The organism is Bradyrhizobium sp. 18BD, from assembly GCF_054185225.1.
Window position 1 is genome coordinate 381,636 of record NZ_JAVAYL010000005.1, and the last position, 16,850, is coordinate 398,485.

General features: G+C 65.3%; 14 protein-coding genes. 9 read left to right on the forward strand and 5 right to left on the reverse strand.

Translation table 11 applies throughout. The features are described from left to right. Positions 1-31: 31 nt before the first annotated feature. The gene (locus RAD16_RS12415) at positions 32-652 is read left to right on the forward strand and encodes a TetR/AcrR family transcriptional regulator (protein ID WP_458158196.1); all 621 of its coding nucleotides are present in this window, start codon (positions 32-34) and stop codon (positions 650-652) included. Here RAD16_RS12415 and hutU read toward each other — a convergent pair whose 3' ends face one another. From hutU to hutI, 3 genes are read right to left on the reverse strand one after another with little or no spacing between them, the layout of a single operon-like run. After that, entirely contained in the window at positions 653-2,323 is a 1,671-nt protein-coding gene (hutU, locus tag RAD16_RS12420) for a urocanate hydratase (RefSeq protein ID WP_458158152.1), read from the reverse strand. 10 nt (positions 2,324-2,333) lie between these two features. Then, entirely contained in the window at positions 2,334-3,893 is a 1,560-nt protein-coding gene (gene hutH, locus RAD16_RS12425; protein ID WP_458158153.1) for a histidine ammonia-lyase, read from the reverse strand. Beyond that, a complete protein-coding gene (gene hutI / locus RAD16_RS12430) occupies positions 3,890-5,104 on the reverse strand; it encodes an imidazolonepropionase (protein WP_458158154.1) in 1,215 nt (404 codons plus the stop codon). Before hutI ends, hutH begins: the two co-directional genes overlap by 4 nt. Positions 5,105-5,202: 98 nt before the next feature. Between hutI and RAD16_RS12435 the strand changes: the two genes are divergently transcribed. The 8 genes from RAD16_RS12435 to RAD16_RS12470 all read left to right on the forward strand — a co-directional run bounded on the left by RAD16_RS12435 (position 5,203) and on the right by RAD16_RS12470 (position 12,962). After that, a complete protein-coding gene (locus RAD16_RS12435) occupies positions 5,203-6,561 on the forward strand; it encodes a formimidoylglutamate deiminase (RefSeq protein ID WP_458158155.1) in 1,359 nt (452 codons plus the stop codon). Further along, a complete protein-coding gene (hutC, locus tag RAD16_RS12440; protein WP_458158156.1) occupies positions 6,558-7,286 on the forward strand; it encodes a histidine utilization repressor in 729 nt (242 codons plus the stop codon). Before RAD16_RS12435 ends, hutC begins: the two co-directional genes overlap by 4 nt. A gap of 106 nt (positions 7,287-7,392) precedes the next feature. Continuing rightward, a complete protein-coding gene (locus tag RAD16_RS12445) occupies positions 7,393-8,337 on the forward strand; it encodes an ABC transporter substrate-binding protein (protein WP_458158157.1) in 945 nt (314 codons plus the stop codon). Positions 8,338-8,407: 70 nt separating this feature from the next. Then, positions 8,408-9,181 (forward strand): ABC transporter permease, encoded by a 774-nt coding sequence (locus tag RAD16_RS12450; RefSeq protein WP_458158197.1) that lies wholly within the window; start codon positions 8,408-8,410, stop codon positions 9,179-9,181. Continuing rightward, complete coding sequence (locus RAD16_RS12455) at positions 9,178-9,963, forward strand: ABC transporter ATP-binding protein (protein ID WP_458158158.1); 786 nt, start codon at positions 9,178-9,180, stop codon at positions 9,961-9,963. Before RAD16_RS12450 ends, RAD16_RS12455 begins: the two co-directional genes overlap by 4 nt. After that, positions 9,956-11,188, forward strand: a complete 1,233-nt coding sequence (locus RAD16_RS12460) for a hydantoinase/carbamoylase family amidase (protein ID WP_458158159.1) — start codon at positions 9,956-9,958, stop codon at positions 11,186-11,188. The genes RAD16_RS12455 and RAD16_RS12460 overlap by 8 nt, the downstream gene beginning before the upstream one ends. Positions 11,189-11,206: 18 nt before the next feature. Then, positions 11,207-11,920 carry a phosphoribosyltransferase gene (locus RAD16_RS12465; RefSeq protein ID WP_458158160.1) on the forward strand — a complete coding sequence of 238 codons (714 nt, stop codon included), beginning with the start codon at positions 11,207-11,209 and terminating at the stop codon, positions 11,918-11,920. 115 nt (positions 11,921-12,035) lie between these two features. Further along, complete coding sequence (locus RAD16_RS12470; RefSeq protein WP_458158161.1) at positions 12,036-12,962, forward strand: catalase family peroxidase; 927 nt, start codon at positions 12,036-12,038, stop codon at positions 12,960-12,962. Between the two features lie 10 nt (positions 12,963-12,972). Here RAD16_RS12470 and RAD16_RS12475 read toward each other — a convergent pair whose 3' ends face one another. Further along, positions 12,973-13,905: a helix-turn-helix domain-containing protein gene (locus tag RAD16_RS12475; protein ID WP_458158162.1), complete on the reverse strand. Its 933-nt coding sequence runs from the start codon at positions 13,903-13,905 to the stop codon at positions 12,973-12,975. 169 nt (positions 13,906-14,074) lie between these two features. Then, positions 14,075-16,588, reverse strand: a complete 2,514-nt coding sequence (bamA, locus tag RAD16_RS12480) for an outer membrane protein assembly factor BamA (protein ID WP_458158163.1) — start codon at positions 16,586-16,588, stop codon at positions 14,075-14,077. Between the last annotated feature and the right edge of the window lie 262 nt (positions 16,589-16,850).

Sequence of the window (16,850 nt, forward strand, 5' to 3'; positions counted from 1 at the left end):
GCGTGAGGCAGCTGCGCCAAAGCGCCGCAACATGCGCGCCGCCGACCGCGAGCGCGCGATCGTGGACGAAGCGATCCGCTTCTTTGCCGAGCGCGGCTTCGAGGGCCAGACCCGCGAACTGGCAAAACGCGTGGGCATCACCCATTCAGCGATCTATCGCCACTTCCCGAGCAAGGAAGCGCTGATCGAGCGGGTCTACCAGGAGGTCTATCTCAGCCGTTGGTCGCCGGATTGGGGCCCGATGATCCGCGACCGCTCACTATCGCTGGAGGCACGGCTGACGCGCTTCTACCTCGACTACGTCGAGCGCGTGTTCGAGTACAATTGGGTGCGGATCTTCGTCTTCTCCGGGATGAAGTCGTTCGGCATCACCGGCCGCTATCTCGACATCGTCCGCCGCGAGATCATCGAGCCGGCAGCAGCCGAGCTACGGCACGATCTGAAATTGCCCGATGCGAAAGCCCATCCGCTGAGCGAACGCGAGACAGAGCTATTCTGGGGCCTGCACGGTCGCATCTTCTATCTCGCGATCCGCAAATTCATCTACGAGACGCCGATCCCTGCCGATCTCGATGCCATCGTCCGGGACGCCGTCCAGACTTTCATGGACGGCGCGAAGACGACGATGCCGAAGCTCCTGGTGCGCGGCTAGCTATTTCGCCAGGCTCGGCAGATCGAGCCCCTTGTCACGGGCGCAGTCGATCGCGATCTCGTAACCCGCGTCCGCATGGCGCATGACGCCGCTGGCGGGATCGTTCCACAGCACACGCTCGATCCGCTTGGCCGCTTCGGGCGTGCCGTCGGCGACGATCACCATGCCGGCGTGCTGGGAATAGCCGATGCCGACGCCGCCGCCATGATGCAGCGAGACCCAGGTCGCACCGCTGGCGCAATTCAGCAGCGCGTTGAGCAGCGGCCAGTCCGAGACCGCGTCCGAGCCGTCCTTCATCGCCTCGGTCTCGCGGTTGGGGCTCGCCACCGAGCCGCTGTCGAGATGATCGCGACCGATCACGATCGGCGCTTTCAATTCGCCGCGCGCCACCATCTCGTTGAAGGCGAGGCCGAGGCGATGGCGATCGCCGAGCCCGACCCAGCAGATCCGCGCCGGCAGGCCCTGGAACTTGATGCGCTCCTTGGCCATGTCGAGCCAGTTGTGCAGATGCTTGTCATCGGGCATCAACTCCTTGACCTTGGCGTCGGTCTTGAAGATGTCGTCGGGATCGCCCGACAGCGCAGCCCAACGGAACGGCCCCACGCCGCGGCAGAACAACGGACGGATATAGGCGGGCACGAAGCCGGGGAAATCGAAGGCGTTCTTCAGGCCCATGTCCTGCGCCATCTGGCGGATGTTGTTGCCGTAGTCGAGCGTCGGAATGCCCTGCGCATGGAAATCGAGCATGGCTTGGACGTGCTCGACCATCGAGGTCTTCGAGGCGCGCTCGACCGCTTTCGGATCGGACGCGCGCTTCGCCTCCCAATCGGCGAGCGTCCAGCCCTTCGGCAAGTACCCGTTGATCGGATCATGCGCGCTGGTCTGGTCGGTGACGATGTCGGGCTTGACGCCGCGGCGCACCAGTTCTGGAAAGATCTCCGCGGCATTACCGAGCAGGCCGACCGAGACTGCCTTCTTCGTCTTCGCGGCATCCGCCATGATCGCCAGCGCTTCGTCGAGTGTTCCGGCCTGTCGATCGAGATAGCCGGTCCGCAGCCGCATCTCGATGCGGCTCGGCTGACATTCGACCGCAAGCATCGAAGCGCCTGCCATGGTCGCGGCCAGTGGCTGCGCGCCGCCCATGCCGCCAAGGCCAGCGGTGAGAATCCATTTTCCCGCGAGGCTGCCGCCGTAATGGCGACGGCCGACTTCGACGAAGGTCTCGTACGTCCCCTGCACGATGCCCTGGCTGCCGATATAGATCCAGGAGCCCGCGGTCATCTGACCGTACATCATCAGGCCCTGCCGATCGAGCTCGTTGAAATGATCGAGCGTTGCCCAGTGCGGGACGATGTTGGAATTCGCGATCAGCACGCGCGGCGCGTCGGCATGGGTGCGGAACACGCCGACCGGCTTGCCGGACTGGACCAGCAGCGTCTGGTCGTTCTCGAGCTTGCGCAGGGCGGCCGTGATCCGGTCAAAGCTCTCCCAGTCGCGCGCGGCGCGGCCGATGCCGCCATAGACAACGAGCTCGCTCGGGCGCTCCGCGACATCAGGATCGAGGTTGTTCATGAGCATGCGCAGCGGCGCTTCCGTCAGCCAGCTCTTGGCGCTGATGTCGCTGCCGCGCGGGGCGCGGATGGTGCGGTCATTGTCCAGTCGGCGGTTCATGAGGACCTCTTCAGGCAAGTCTCGGAAACGGATCGATTGAAAGCTTGGCGAGCGCCGCGGCCGGCAGCGCATCGGCTTCGATCAGTGCTGCGGCCTTGGCGAGATCACCGGCCATGTAGCGGTCGGCGCCGAGCGCGGGCACCTGCTCGCGAAGCCTCGCGATGACGGCAACAAGCGGCGCGCTGGTCGCATGCGGCGCGCGCAGCGTGATGCCTTGCGCGGCGACCAGAAGCTCGATGCCAAGGATCGCGGCGAGATTGTCGGACATGTCGGAGAGGCGCCGCGCGGCATGCGCGGCCATGGAGACATGGTCTTCCTGATTGGCGCTGGTCGGCGTCGAGTCAATCGAGCAGGCCAACGCGCGCTGCTTGTTCTCGGCATAGAGCGCCGCGGCCGTCACCTCGGCGATCATGAAGCCGGAATTGATGCCGGGATCCGGCGTCAGGAACGGCGGCAGACCGAAATTGAGCGCTGGATCGACCAGCGTCGCGATGCGCCGCTCGCTGATCGCGCCGATCTCAGACAGCGCCAGTGCGATCGCATCGGCGGCAAAGGCAACGGGCTCGGCGTGGAAATTGCCTCCGGAGACGATCTCGCCGGTCTCGACCAGCACCAGCGGATTGTCGGTGACCGCATTGGCCTCGACGATCAGCGTGCGCGCAGCCTGCATGATCAGATCAAGCGCCGCGCCCGCAACCTGCGGCTGGCAGCGCAGGCAATAGGGATCCTGCACGCGCTCGTCGCCTTCGAGGTGTGACAGGCGGATATCGCTGCCGTCGAGCAGCGCGGTCAGCGTCGCGGCCGCGGCGATCTGCCCCGCATGACCGCGCAGCGCCTGGATCTCGGGGCGGAACGGCGCCGTCGACGCCATCGCCGCATCCACCGACAGCGCGCCGGTCACCAGCGCGGCGCGGGCGAGACGAAACGCGCGCAGCACGCCGGCGATGGCGTAAGCCGTCGAGAACTGCGTGCCGTTGATCAGCGCGAGCCCTTCCTTGGGACCGAGCGTCAGCGGCGCAAGGCCGGCTGCCGCGAGCGCCTCGGCACCGGGGACGGTCTTACCGTCGAGGATCGCCTGCCCCTCACCGATCATCACCGCGGTCATATGTGCGAGCGGCGCGAGATCGCCGGAGGCGCCGACTGAGCCCTGCTGCGGCACCAGCGGTGAGATGCCCCGCGCCAGCATGGCCTGCAACTGCTCGATCACCTCGCGGCGGACGCCGGAGGCGCCACGCCCGAGCGAGACGATCTTCAGCGCCATCATCAGCCGGACGATCGGCTCAGGCGTCGTAGGGCCTACGCCGCAACAATGCGAGACGATGAGATTGCGCTGGAGCAGCGCGGTCTGATCCGGCGGAATGCGCTTCGACGCCAACTTTCCGAAGCCGGTGTTGATGCCGTAGACGGGCGCCGCGGCGTGTGCCGCCTTTGCGACGATCTCCGCAGCCGCCTCGACGCGCGGCCAGAACGCGGGGTCGAGCACGACGGGCGCACCAGCCAGCACGCGCGCGAGATCGTCGAGGCTCACCGTTCCCGGCTTGACGACAATCGCTGCGCCCTGCTCCATCACTGGCCCCTCCAGACACGGCGGTGCAGCGGATTGAAGCCGATGCGATAGACCAGCTCAGCGGGACGCTCGATATCCCAGATCGCGAGATCGCACCATTTGCCGGCTTCCAGCGTACCGGTTTCATCGAGCACGCCGAGCGCCCGTGCGCCTTCGCGGGTAACACCGGCAAGGCATTCGGCGACGTTCATCCGGAACAACGTTGCACCCATGTTCATCGCGAGCAGCAGCGAAGTCAGCGGCGAGCTGCCGGGATTGCAGTCGGTCGCGAGCGCCATATGGACGCCGTGCTTGCGGAACGCCTCCACCGGCGGTTTTTGCGTTTCGCGGATGAAGTAGAAGGCACCGGGCAGCAGCACCGCGACCGTGCCTGCCTTGGCCATCGCGGCAGCGCCGGCTTCGTCGGTGTGCTCGAGGTGATCGGCGGAGAGCGCGGAGAATTTTGCGGCGAGCGCAGCACCGCCGAGATTCGAGAGTTGATCGGCATGCAGCTTGACCGGCAAAGCCAACCCTCTCGCAGTCTCGAACACCCGCGCCGTCTGCTCGGCCGAGAACGCGATGCCCTCCATGAAGGCATCGACGGCATCAGCCAGGCCTGCCTTTGCGACGGCAGGCAGCATCTCCTTGCAGACGAGATCGATGTAGCGGTCCTTGTCGCCATTCGCTTCCACCGGCAACGCATGCGCGCCGAGGAAAGAGGTGCGGATCGTAACCGGCCGCTGACGACCGAGGCTGCGCGCGGCAGAGAGCTGGCGCATCTCGGTCTCGGCATCGAGGCCGTAGCCCGACTTGATCTCGACCGTGGTAGCGCCCTCGCGGATCAACGCATCGAGCCGCGGCAGCGAGCTCGCGACGAGCTCGGCTTCGCTCGCCTTGCGCGTCGCGGCCACGGTCGAGACGATACCGCCGCCGGCACGCGCGATCTCCTCGTAGCTCGCGCCCTTCAGGCGCAGCTCGAATTCATGCGCGCGGTTGCCGCCATAGACGAGATGCGTGTGGCAGTCGACGAGGCCCGGCGTGATCCAGCGCCCCTCGCAATCGATCCGCTTGATGGCGTCGGCATCAACAGGAAAATCCGCCTCCGCGCCCGCATAGACGATATGTCCGCCGCGGATGGCGATCACGCCATGCTCGATCTCGCCGAGATCGGGACCGTCGGCCCGCATCGTGGCGAGCCGGGCGTTGTGCCAGATCCGGTCGAAGCGCTCTGCCATGCAACGGTCCCTTCGCGAAGTCCCTGCGCCCTGGGATGCTTGACTTATATGTCTAGACATATAATCGTAAGACGGTTCTGTCCAGCCGGCGTGTCATCATGTCCCGACTGCATTTTGCCTCCGCGCTCCTGCCTTCGGGCTGGGCCAATGACGTGCAGGTGGTAATCACCGCCGGCGCGATCGCGGAGGTGACGCCGGGCGTTGCGCCTGCCGCCGGCGACGAGCGCCACGCTATCGCGCTTCCGGGACTTGCGAGCCTGCACAGCCATGCGTTCCAGCGCGGCATGGCGGGGCTCGCGGAGCTGCGCGGCGACTCCACCGACACGTTCTGGACCTGGCGCGAGACGATGTACCGCTTCGCGCTGGCGATGACGCCGCATGACGTTACCGCTGTCGCGACGCTGCTTTATGTCGAGATGCTGGAGCAGGGTTTTACCCGCGTCGGCGAATTCCATTATCTGCATCACGACCGCGACGGCTCGCACTATTCCGACGTCGGCGAGATGGCGGCACGCATCGCGCAGGCTGCCGAAGCGTCAGGCATTGCGTTGACGCTGCTGCCGAGTTTTTATGCGCATGGCTCCTTCGGCGGCGCGGCGCCGCATGACGGCCAGCGCCGCTTCATCTGCTCGGTCGATCAGTTCGCCGCGTTGATGGCAGCGTCGCGCAAGGCGATCGCAACCTTGCCCGGCGCCAATATCGGCATCGCGCCGCACAGTCTGCGCGCGGTTGCGCCGGACGAGCTCGCGGCAATCATTCCGCTCGCGAACGGCGGGCCGGTGCACATTCATGCCGCCGAGCAAGTGAAGGAAGTCGACGATTGCCTCGCCTGGTCGGGGAAGCGCCCGGTACAATGGCTGCTGGAGCACGCGCCACTCGATCGGCGCTGGTGCCTCATCCACGCAACTCACATGACTGATACGGAAGTCAGCGCATTCGCGAAGACCGGCGCGGTGGCGGGCCTCTGCCCCATCACCGAAGCGAGCCTCGGCGATGGCATCTTTGCGGCACGCGAATTTCTCGCTGCCGGCGGCGCGTTCGGCGTGGGCACCGATTCCAACGTGCTGGTCGGCGTCGCCGACGAACTGCGTCAACTCGAATACGGTCAGCGACTGAAGCATCGCCAGCGCAACGTGCTCTCCAGCGGCGCGGGCCGCTCGACGGGACGCACACTGTTCGATCATGCGCTCGCGGGCGGAGCGCAGGCGCTCGCGCAAGCAACAGTTGGCCTCACCTCCGGTGCGCGCGCCGATATCGTGACGCTGGACAGCGCTCATCCGTCGCTGGCAGGGCGCACAGGCGACGCCGCCGTTGACGGCTGGATCTTTGCTGCAGGCAACGGCGCGATCGATTGCGTCTGGGCCGGCGGCGACAAGGTCGTAGAAGGCGGGCAGCATAAATTGCGTCAGGCTGCGCGCGAGCGCTTCAACGCGGCGGTGCGGAGGCTCGTCGCATGAGCCTTGCCACCGACGTGGCCGAAAAGCCGACGCTCTACAAGCGCATCCGCGCCGACATCGAAAAACGCATCCTGACGGGCGAGTGGCCACCGGGCCATCGCATTCCCTTCGAGCACGAGCTGGTCGCCCGCTACGGCTGCTCGCGCATGACCGTGAACAAGGCACTGTCGGAACTCGCACAGGCCGATCTCATTGAACGGCGGCGGCGGGCCGGCTCGTTCGTGCGGCGGCCGCAGCATCAATCGGCGGTTCTCAAGATCGCCGATATCCGCGCCGAGATCACCGCGCTCGGCCGCACCTACGGTTACGAGTTGATCGGCCGCAAGCTGCGCGCGGCGACCGCTGCCGACCGCGACCGTCTCGGCGTGAAGAAGGCCGGCAAGGTGGTCGCGATCGCCTGCCGGCATAGCGCCGACAACGTGCCCTTCGCTGTCGAGGACCGGCTGATCGATCTCGCCTCCGTGCCGGACGCAGCGAAGGCCGATTTTTCGCGTGAGCCGCCCGGTTCCTGGCTGCTTCATCATGTCCCATGGACAGAAGCCGAGCATACGATCAGCGCCATCGTAGCGGATGATCGCACGGCGGAAGCGCTCGACATCGCCATCGGCGCGCCCTGCCTCGTGATCGACCGCTATACCTGGCGCAGCGCGCGCACGATCACCGCGGTGCGCCTGCTCTATCCCGGTGACTCTCACCGCCTTGTCGCCCGATTCAAGGGAGGCTGAGATGACGATGTCGGCACAAATCGTGCAACGCTTCGGGCAACGGTCCATGAGGGCCGACAGAGATCAACAGGACGTCAATCCATCGATCGGCAAGAGGACGACAATCATGCGTAGTTCAAAGGTATTTGCGACAATCATTGCCCTCGCGGCTTCTACTCCGGTGCTCGCCGACGACGTCAAGGTCGGCGTCGGCATCTCGGGATGGACCGGCTTCGCGCCGCTGACGCTGGCGAAGGAGGCCGGCATCTTCAAGAAGAACGGCCTCGACGTCACCATCAAGAAGATCCCGCAGAAAGACCGCCATCTCGCCATTGCCTCCGGCGACATCCAGTGCGCGGCGACCACGGTCGAGACCTGGATCTCATGGAACGCCAACGGCGTTGCCACCAAGCAGATCTTCCAGCTCGACAAGAGCTATGGCGCCGACGGCATGGCTGTGCGCAACGACGTCGCCGCGATCAAGGATCTGAAGGGCAAGACGGTCGCAGCCTCCGCGCCGGGCACCTCGCCCTATTTCGCGCTGGCCTGGATGCTCAAGAAGAACGGCCTCACCACGAAGGACGTCACAGTCGTGAACCTCGAGCCCGCCGCTGCCGCGCAGGCCTTCGTCTCCGGCCAGAACGACGCCGCGATGACCTATGAGCCGTATCTGTCGACCGTGCGCGCTGCGCCCGACAAGGGCAAGATCATCGCGACCACGCTGGACTATCCGATCGTCATGGACACCTTCGGCTGCACGCCGAAATTCCTGAACGAGAACCCGAAGGCCGCCAAGGCGCTCGCCGACAGCTATTTCGAGTCGCTCGAGATGATCGCCAAGGATCAGGCCAAGGCCTATGAGATCATGGGCGCCGACGTGAAGCAGACCGGCGAGCAGTTCGGCAACTCGGCAAAGTACCTGCGCTGGCAGGACAAGGCCGCGAACCAGAAGTTCTTCGCGGGCGACTTCCTGACCTTCAACAAGGATGCTGCCGAGCTCCTGCTCGAGGTCGGCATCATCAAGGCCGCGCCGAAGGTCGAAGACCTCTACGACGCAAGCTTCATCAAGTAAGCTTCAACGAATTGCCGGTCCCGCCCGAAGCGGGACCGGCGCCTGATCGACCATTCGGATAGACAGTTTGATGCGTCCCCTGGATCCCGTGACATCGAAGCTGCGCGTGGCCTTCGGCCTTGCGTTCTTCGTGCTGTTCGTAGCCCTCTGGTCCTGGGCGACCTTCGGCGGCCACGTATCGAAGACCTTTCTCGCCAACCCGATGACCATGGTGCAGGAGGGTTATGACCTCCTGGCCAAGCAGGGCTTCGTCTACGACATCGGCATGACGATCTGGCGCGTCGTCGGCGGCTTTGCGCTCGCCGCGATCATCGCAGTGCCGCTCGGCGTGCTGATGGGCGCCTACAAGCCCGTCGAGGCCTTCCTCGAACCGTTCGTCTCCTTTGCACGCTATTTGCCCGCCTCCGCCTTCATTCCGCTGCTGATCCTCTGGGCCGGCATCGGCGAATTGCAGAAGCTGCTCGTGATCTTCATCGGCTCGGTGTTCCAGATCATCCTGATGGTCGCCGTGACCGTCGGCGCGACGCGGCGCGATCTGGTGGAAGCCGCCTATACGCTGGGTGCCAGCGACCGCGGCATCATCCGCCGCGTGCTGCTGCCCTCCTCCGCGCCCGAGATCGCAGAGATCCTGCGGCTGGTGCTGGGCTGGGCCTGGACCTACGTCATCGTCGCCGAGCTGATCGGTTCGTCCTCAGGCATCGGTCACATGATCACCGACAGCCAGGCGCTGCTCAACACCGGGCAGATCATCTTCGGCATCATCGTGATCGGATTGATCGGCCTTCTCTCGGACTTCATGTTCAAGGCATTCAACGCCTGGCTGTTTCCGTGGAGGCTCGCATGACCACGCTGAAGATCGAGCAGGTCTCGCGCACATTCCCCGCGCGGCACGGCAACGCACCCACCAGGGCGCTGGAGCCGACCGACCTCACCATCGGCAACAACGACTTCGTCACCATCCTCGGCCCTTCCGGCTGCGGCAAGTCCACGCTGCTGCGCATCGTCGCAGGCCTCGACCGTCCGAGCAGCGGCCGCGTCACGCTCGATGGCCGCGAGGTTACCGGCCCGGGTGCCGATCGCGGCATGGTGTTCCAATCCTACACGCTGTTCCCCTGGCTGACCGTGCGCGAGAACATCGCCTTCGGCCTGCGCGAGCGCGGCGTCTCCGAGGCGAAGCGCCACAAGATCGCCGATGCCTTGATCCGCCAGGTCGGATTGTCCGGCTTCGAGAACCACTGGCCGAAGCAGCTCTCCGGTGGCATGCAGCAGCGCACCGCGATTGCGCGTGCGCTCGCCAATGATCCCAAAATCCTGCTGCTCGACGAGCCCTTCGGCGCGCTCGACAACCAGACCCGCGCCCTGATGCAGGAGATGCTGCTGGGCATCTGGGAGCGCGACCAGAAGACCGTGCTGTTCGTGACCCACGACATCGAGGAAGCGATCTTCCTCGGCAGCCGCGTCATCGTCATGAGCGCGCGCCCCGGCCGCATCAAGGCCGAGATCAATGTGGACCTGCCGCATCCGCGCTCCTACAAGATCAAGACCACGCCCGAATTCGTCCAGCTCAAGGAGCGGCTGGTCGAGGAAATCCGCACCGAGGCGCTGAAGGTTGCCGAACATGCCTGACCATCGTCCTTCCGTTGACGGAGCGCGCGTCCTCGCCGACCTCAATGCGCTCCGCGCCATCGGCGCCTACAAGACCGGCGTGCACAAGCCGACCTTCTCCGAGCCGCACAAGCTTTCGCTCGAATGGCTCGTGCAAAAGCTGCCCGGGGCTGGCCTTGCCGCGGCGACGGACGGCATCGGCAACGTCTTCGGCACCAGCGCAACGCCGGGACCGAAACTTCTGGCTGGCTCACACCTGGAGAGCCAGAACTACGCCGGCTGGCTCGACGGCCCGCTCGGCGTGGTCTACGCGCTCGAAGCCGCGCGGGTTCTCAATATCGATCCCAGCGTGAAAGGCGCCGTCGAAGTTGCGGCGTGGTGCGATGAGGAAGGCCATTTCGGCAGCTTCCTCGGCTCGCGCTCCTATGTCGGACAGGTCACCGAGGCCGAGATCGACGCCGCGCGCGACCGCACCAGCGGCCGCACCATGCGCGATGCCCTCGCCGACATGGGCCTTGCGGGACGCGCACGCATCGCCGTCGAGCCGGGGCGGCACGTCGGATATCTGGAGGCGCATATCGAGCAGGGCGACACGCTCGAAAGCGGCAAGCTCGCGATCGGCGTCGTCACCTCCATCGTCGGTATCTGGCAATACAAGATCAATTTCACCGGCGAACAGAACCACGCCGGCACCACGCGCATGTCCGTGCGCAAGGATGCCGGGTTGGCACTGGCCAGATTCTGCGTCGCGATCGACGAACGTTTTCCGGCCGCGTGCGGTCCCCGTACGGTCTGGACCACCGGCCGCATCACCCTCGATCCCGGCGCACCGAGCATCATCCCCGGCGGCGCCGAGATGCTGTTCCAGATCCGCGACGACAACCCCGCTGTGATCGCACGGCTGGAAGAACTGCTGCGGACGATGGCGGCTGAGGCCAGCGCGAAGGGCCCCTGCACCGTCAACGTGGAGAAGATCCGCACCGGCGTGCCCGCCATGATGAACCCTGGCATTCAGGATGCGATCGAGGCCGCGAGCAAGACCTTTGCCGACGGACGGTCCATCCGTATGCCCAGCGGCGCCGGCCACGATGCGCAGATCCTGGCGACCGTCATGCCCGCAGGCATGCTGTTCGTGCCGTCGATCGGCGGCATCAGCCATCACTGGACCGAGAACACGACCGACGCCGACATCGTCACCGGCGCGCAAGTCTTCGTCGATGCCTGCCGGCGCATTCTCGGAGGCTAGGCGTCCGATGCCGGTATCATGAGCGCGAGCGACACCTATACGGAGGCTACGACCGGCTATTGGCAGGAGCTGACGTCGGACATCCCCACGCGTTTTTCGCCGACGCCGCCCTATCGCTTCGGCTATCCCGTCACCCTGCCCTGCGGCCGCATTCTCGTCCTGCCGCTGCGGCAGCTGCCTGATGGCGATCGCGCAGTCGCCTCACTCATCGCCAACCAGGCGTCACACCTCGTTATCGCGGCGCTGGCAGACCACATGGCGACGCAGGCGCGCGCGTTCGATGCCGAGATCATCGTGGGCCTGCCGACCCTCGGTCTTGCCTTCGCATCGGAGGTCGCCGAACGGCTCGGACAGCCGCGCTATGTCCCACTCGGCTATTCGCGCAAATTTTGGTACGACGACACGCTCTCCGAGCCCGTCAGTTCAATCACCAGCCCGGATGCCGGCAAGAGGCTGCGGCTGGACCCGAACCTGCTGCCCTTGATCGCAGGCCGCCGGGTGGTGCTGGTAGATGATGCGATCTCGACCGGCGCGACCGCGATCGCCGCCGTTCGCCTGTTGCAGACGATCGGCGCCGAGATCACCGGCATGGTCGTCGCGATGAAGCAGACCAACCGCTGGCAAGCCTCGACGGCGCCGCTTCCGGTGCGGGCTGTCTACGGCTGCCCGCTGTTTCAGCGTAGCGAGGGCGGCTGGGTGCCGCTGACGGAGACGTGGCCCGCCATCCCCTGATCGGCCGAGGCGGTTCTTGAGCCGGATTGGGCAAAACCCGATCGCTTTGGGAAAGACCGCTCGCGCTCAGCGTGGCTAGAATCTCGTTCGCGCACGCGAGAGATTCATTCCTGCCATGTCCGAAAGCCCGAAGGGTGCCGCAACGCCTGCCTCCATTGTCGACGCCCTCAAGGCCGTCGCCGGCAATCCGCCAAAGGTCCGCGCGAGCTTCGCCAAGGGCTGGTGCGTTCGCGGCACCTATACCCCGTCGGACCGGGCGGGAGAGGTCACGCGATCCCTGAGCTTCACAAAGCCATCGCGCGTGCTGGCGCGCTTCTCGGTCGGCGGTGGCAATCCCACTGTTGCCGACACCAACAATCTGGTGCTGCGCGGCTTCAGCTTCAAGCTCGGCGACGACGATCACCGTTCGGATATTCTCGCCGAGAGCGCGCCCGTGCATTTCGCGCGAACGCTCGACCAGATGCAGGCCTTCCTCGAGGCTCGCATTCCGGGGCCGGACGGCAAGCCGGACATAGCGAAGGTGAAGGCCTTCTCCGCGGCCAACCCGGAAACACTCAACCAGGCGAGCTACATCGCCGCGCGGCAACTGCCCGGAAGTCTTGCCGGCACGATTTATTGGGGCGTGCACGCCTTTCCCGCCACCAATGAGCAAGGCGAGACGCGTTTCATCAAGTTCAAGGTCGTCCCGGCCGGCGGCGAGATCACGCTCAGCGAGGACCAGGCGAAGGCAAAGCCGGCCGACTTCCTGCACGACGATCTGGGCAGACGGATTGCCGCCGGCCATGTCCGCTTCAACGTCATGGCCCTGCTCGACCGCCCCGGCGATCCCACCATGGACGTCACCATGCGCTGGCCGGACGAGGACAATCGCGAAGAGGTGCGCCTCGGCACCATCGTGATCACGGCCTTCGAGCCCGATCCGGCCTGCGATGCCTCGATCTTCAATCCGGCCAATCTGGCCGAGGGCATCGGTCACCCACCGGACGAGATCTTCGCAGCGCGGCGCGCCGCCTACACCATTTCGCTCGCCAAGCGCCGCTGAAGACGACGCTTCACGTCTCGCTGCTCGGCGCGCCCAACGCCTCGCGGCGCCATGCGGCCGGGCTGAGGCCGACGATCGCGGAAAACACCCGCGTGAAGTGGCTCTGGTTGGCGAAGCCGGCCGACATCGCGATCTCCGACAGCGGCAGGTCGCGAACGCTCATCAATTGCTTGGCGGCCTTCACGCGCTGATGCAGCAGCCATTGATGCGGCGGCAGGCCGACGGAGATCCGGAACGCCCGCGAGAAGTGACTGACCGACAGATCGAGCTCGGCCGCCACCTTCTGCAGCGAGAGCTTGCCGCCGAGGTCCGATTCGAGCCGCTCGCAGGCGCGCCTCGCCTGCCACGGCGCAAGACCGCCGCGCGCGGGTGCGGACGTGCGCTGAAGCCCGCCATAGGTCTGGGCGACATGGGCGGTGAGCCCGAGCATCATGTGGTCGATGAAGAGCTGGTTGGCCTCGTCCGGCCTGCGCAGGCCCTCCTGCAGCGACGTGCCAATGTTGCGGATAATGCCGTCGTCATGGCCGACGCCGACCCGACAGTCGAGCTCGTCGATGCGCGGCGCATTGCTCTGCTCGGCGATGCTGTCGAGCGCCGAGCGCGGAATGTAGAAGAACAGCGAGTGGAACGGCTTGTCGATCACGTAGCGGGGATCGCGCTTGAGGTCGTACAGATAGGTCGTGCCGGCATGAACGTCGGCCTTCATGACGGATTTGCCGCCCTCCCAGAGCTCGCAATCCGGGTAGTCGTGCAGCTTCAGGCTGACCAGAAATGCGTCTTCCGCAGCCAGCGAACCGGACAGGCCGGGTTCCGGCCGGTTATTCCGGGTTTCGGTGACCGCGAGCTCGGCGCTGCGCAGCGAGCGCGCGACCAGCGCGGGCGGCGCATCCTTCAAACGCAGGAACTGGCCAAGCCTCTGCCCGTAGGCGCCTGCCTGTGTCATCGGGATCGTCCTTCTGTGAAAGCTCAAGTGCAGGCCACAGGATCCTGCAGATTGCAGGAGCATTATCGGGCATCCGCCGATGGCTGTCCACGCGCGCGCACGCGGACCCCATCACGGATTTTCACAAATGCACGACGAATGCCGCGACGTCGCGCCGCGGCATCGTCTCCTAGAACGAGGTACCGCCTCCGAACCTGAACTCCTGGACGATATCGTATTTGCCCTTCGTGATCGGCACCGCGTAGTCAAAGCGCAGCGGCCCGAACGGCGAGGCCCAAATCAGGCCGACACCGACGGACGAGCGCACCGTGTTGCCGTCGTCATATTGCAGTCCACAGGTCGGGCAGGCCTTGGTGTTGACCTCGCCCGTGGCCGTCCACGATGTCGGACCCTGGTAACCCCAGAGCGAGCCGGCATCGGCATAGACCGCACCCTTGAGGCCGACCTCCTTCGGCAGGAACCAGAACGGCATCTGCAGCTCCATGGACGCGCCCCAGTATTTCGTGCCGCCGAGCGCATCGCCGGCGGCGCCGTAATTGTAATAGGAGATGTCGCGCGGACCGATGCCGTTGGAGGCGAAGCCGCGCACGAGGTTCGGTCCCATCTGGAAATGATCCAGCATGCGCAGATCGTTGTTGCCGATCTTGTTGAGGATGCCGCCCTGCAGGTGGATCACGTTGACGATCTCGGACACCAGCGGCGTGTAGTACTTGGTGTCCAGCGCGGTCTTCAGATAGGTGACGTCACCGCCGACGCCGGCGAAATCCTGGCGAAAATCGACCAGCAGTCCGTCGGTCGGGTTCTTGGTGTTGTCGAGCGTGTTGTAGTTCAGCGTGTAGCCGATCGCGGACGTCCAGGTCGCGCCATTCGCCAGTTCTTTGCGGACCGGCAGGCTCGATTCGCCGTCGCCATAGCAGCCATAGCCATAGACGCCCGAATCCGTAGCGTTGGTCGGATCCACGCCGCCGAGCACGTTCTTGATGTAGGCCGGCGTCGGGTTGAAGGCCAGCGAGCTGTTCGACGCGTTGTTGTTGCAGTTGTTGTAGGCGCTCGCGAGCGTGATGCTCTGCTGATACAGCGAATAGCGGAGCTGGAGCGTGGTATCCTCGCGCAATGCGAGGCCGATGCGGGGAGAGAAGCCCAGCGTCGTCACGCCATAGCTCGTATAGCTGTTCGACAATTGCTGGCGCCAATAGGTGTCGAAGCCGAGCGCCAGCCGGTAGTCGAGCAGATAAGGCTCGACGAAGGACAGCGATATGCCGCGCGAGTACTGGCCGTAGCTGACGGACGCCTTGGCATAGAGCCCCTTGCCCAGCAGATTGCGCTCGGAGATCGAGACCTCCGCCAGCGCGCCGTCGGTCGTGGAATAGCCGCCCGAGATCGAGAAGTCGCCGGTCGATTTCTCTTCCATGTCGACGATCAGGATGACGCGGTCGCTGGAGGAGCCCGGCTCCGTCGTGATCTTCACGCTCTTGAAGTAGTCGAGGTTTTTCAGGCGGCGCTCGGCGCGGTCGACCAGCGCGCGGTTGTAGGCATCGCCTTCCGAGATGTCGAACTCGCGGCGGATCACGTAGTCGCGGGTGCGGGTGTTGCCGCGCAGATTGATGCGCTCGATATAGGAACGCGGCCCTTCGTCGACGTTGAACACGACGGACACCGTATGGGCCTCGAAGTTGCGATCCCCACTCGGCCGCACCACGGCGAAAGAATAGCCGCGGCGTGACGCCTCGATCTGCATCTCTTCGGTCGACTTCTCGACCGATTCCACGTTGTAGAGCGAACCGACCCCGACGCGCGAATAGGAGCGCATCGAGCCCGCGTCGAAATTCGGAATGCTGGAGCGGAAGTCGACCGAACCGACGCGGTATTGCTGGCCTTCCTCGATCTTGAAGGTGACGAGAAAGCCCTTCTTGTCCGGATCGTATTCGGTGAGCGCGGCCACGACCTGGACGTCGGCAAAGCCGTTCTTGAGGTAGAAGCGCCGGATCAGATCGCGATCGGCCTCGACCCGATCGGGGTCGTAGATGTCGTTGCTGCCGAGGAAGCTGAGCAAATTGCTCTCATGCGTCTTGATCACGTCGCGCAGGCGCGCGGCCGAATAGGCGCTGTTGCCGGCGAACTCGACCGACTTGACCGCGGTCTTGACGCCCTCCTCGATCGTGAAGATGAGATCGACGCGATTGCTCGGCTGCTCGATGATCTCGGGCGTGACGCGTACGTCATAACGGCCGGAGCGGCGATAGATCTCGGCAATCCGCAGCGTATCGGACTGCACCAGCGCCCGCGAGAAGGTCCCGCGCGCCTTGGACTGGATTTCGGCCGTGAGCTGCTCGTCCTTGATCTTCTTGTTGCCCTCGAAGGCGATGCGGCCGATCACGGCGTTTTCCACCACCGACACCACGATGCGGCCGCCGGCCCGGTTGATCTTCACGTCCTGGAACAGGCCGGTCCCGATCAGCGCCTTGAGGCCATCGTCGATCGCCGGCTGGTCGAGGCGACCGCCGGGACCAGGCCTGAAATAGGAGCGGACCGTCTCGACCTCGACGCGGCGATTGCCCTCGACGACGATCGTCTCCACGGTCTGCGCGGCTGCCGGCTGCGGCGCCAGCGCAAGGGGAAACGAACTCGCAACCGATACGCCACTCAGCACCGCCACGATCAGCCAGGCCCGCAACAACGACATTCCACACCTCGAGAGTACCCTGCCTGTTCTCAAACGAGAGAGCTGTGGCCGCGATGTGGCTTTGAAGTTGCCGCATGTTTCTGCGCGTTGAATTTCATTCGCGCGGTCAATCGCATCGCGCGGCACGGGCGCGGCCGCGCCGGCGATCACGGGCCTGCATCGACGTCGAACGAGGCCACGCACGCGTCCCTCGTCACCAACGTTCAGCAACATTGAGCAACACCCGGATTCGCGCAGCGAATTCCGACCTCCTGGTGAGGAG

Bases quoted from the DNA above. Each gene is read 5' to 3' on its own strand.
- RAD16_RS12415 (WP_458158196.1), top strand. From the start codon at position 32: ATGCGCGCCGCCGACCGCGAGCGCGCGATCGTGGACGAAGCGATCCGC.
- hutU (WP_458158152.1), bottom strand. From the start codon at position 2,323: ATGAACCGCCGACTGGACAATGACCGCACCATCCGCGCCCCGCGCGGC.
- hutI (WP_458158154.1), bottom strand. From the start codon at position 5,104: ATGGCAGAGCGCTTCGACCGGATCTGGCACAACGCCCGGCTCGCCACG.
- RAD16_RS12435 (WP_458158155.1), top strand. From the start codon at position 5,203: ATGTCCCGACTGCATTTTGCCTCCGCGCTCCTGCCTTCGGGCTGGGCC.
- hutC (WP_458158156.1), top strand. From the start codon at position 6,558: ATGAGCCTTGCCACCGACGTGGCCGAAAAGCCGACGCTCTACAAGCGC.
- RAD16_RS12445 (WP_458158157.1), top strand. From the start codon at position 7,393: ATGCGTAGTTCAAAGGTATTTGCGACAATCATTGCCCTCGCGGCTTCT.
- RAD16_RS12450 (WP_458158197.1), top strand. From the start codon at position 8,408: ATGCGTCCCCTGGATCCCGTGACATCGAAGCTGCGCGTGGCCTTCGGC.
- RAD16_RS12455 (WP_458158158.1), top strand. From the start codon at position 9,178: ATGACCACGCTGAAGATCGAGCAGGTCTCGCGCACATTCCCCGCGCGG.
- RAD16_RS12460 (WP_458158159.1), top strand. From the start codon at position 9,956: ATGCCTGACCATCGTCCTTCCGTTGACGGAGCGCGCGTCCTCGCCGAC.
- RAD16_RS12465 (WP_458158160.1), top strand. From the start codon at position 11,207: ATGAGCGCGAGCGACACCTATACGGAGGCTACGACCGGCTATTGGCAG.
- RAD16_RS12470 (WP_458158161.1), top strand. From the start codon at position 12,036: ATGTCCGAAAGCCCGAAGGGTGCCGCAACGCCTGCCTCCATTGTCGAC.
- RAD16_RS12475 (WP_458158162.1), bottom strand. From the start codon at position 13,905: ATGACACAGGCAGGCGCCTACGGGCAGAGGCTTGGCCAGTTCCTGCGT.
- bamA (WP_458158163.1), bottom strand. From the start codon at position 16,588: ATGTCGTTGTTGCGGGCCTGGCTGATCGTGGCGGTGCTGAGTGGCGTA.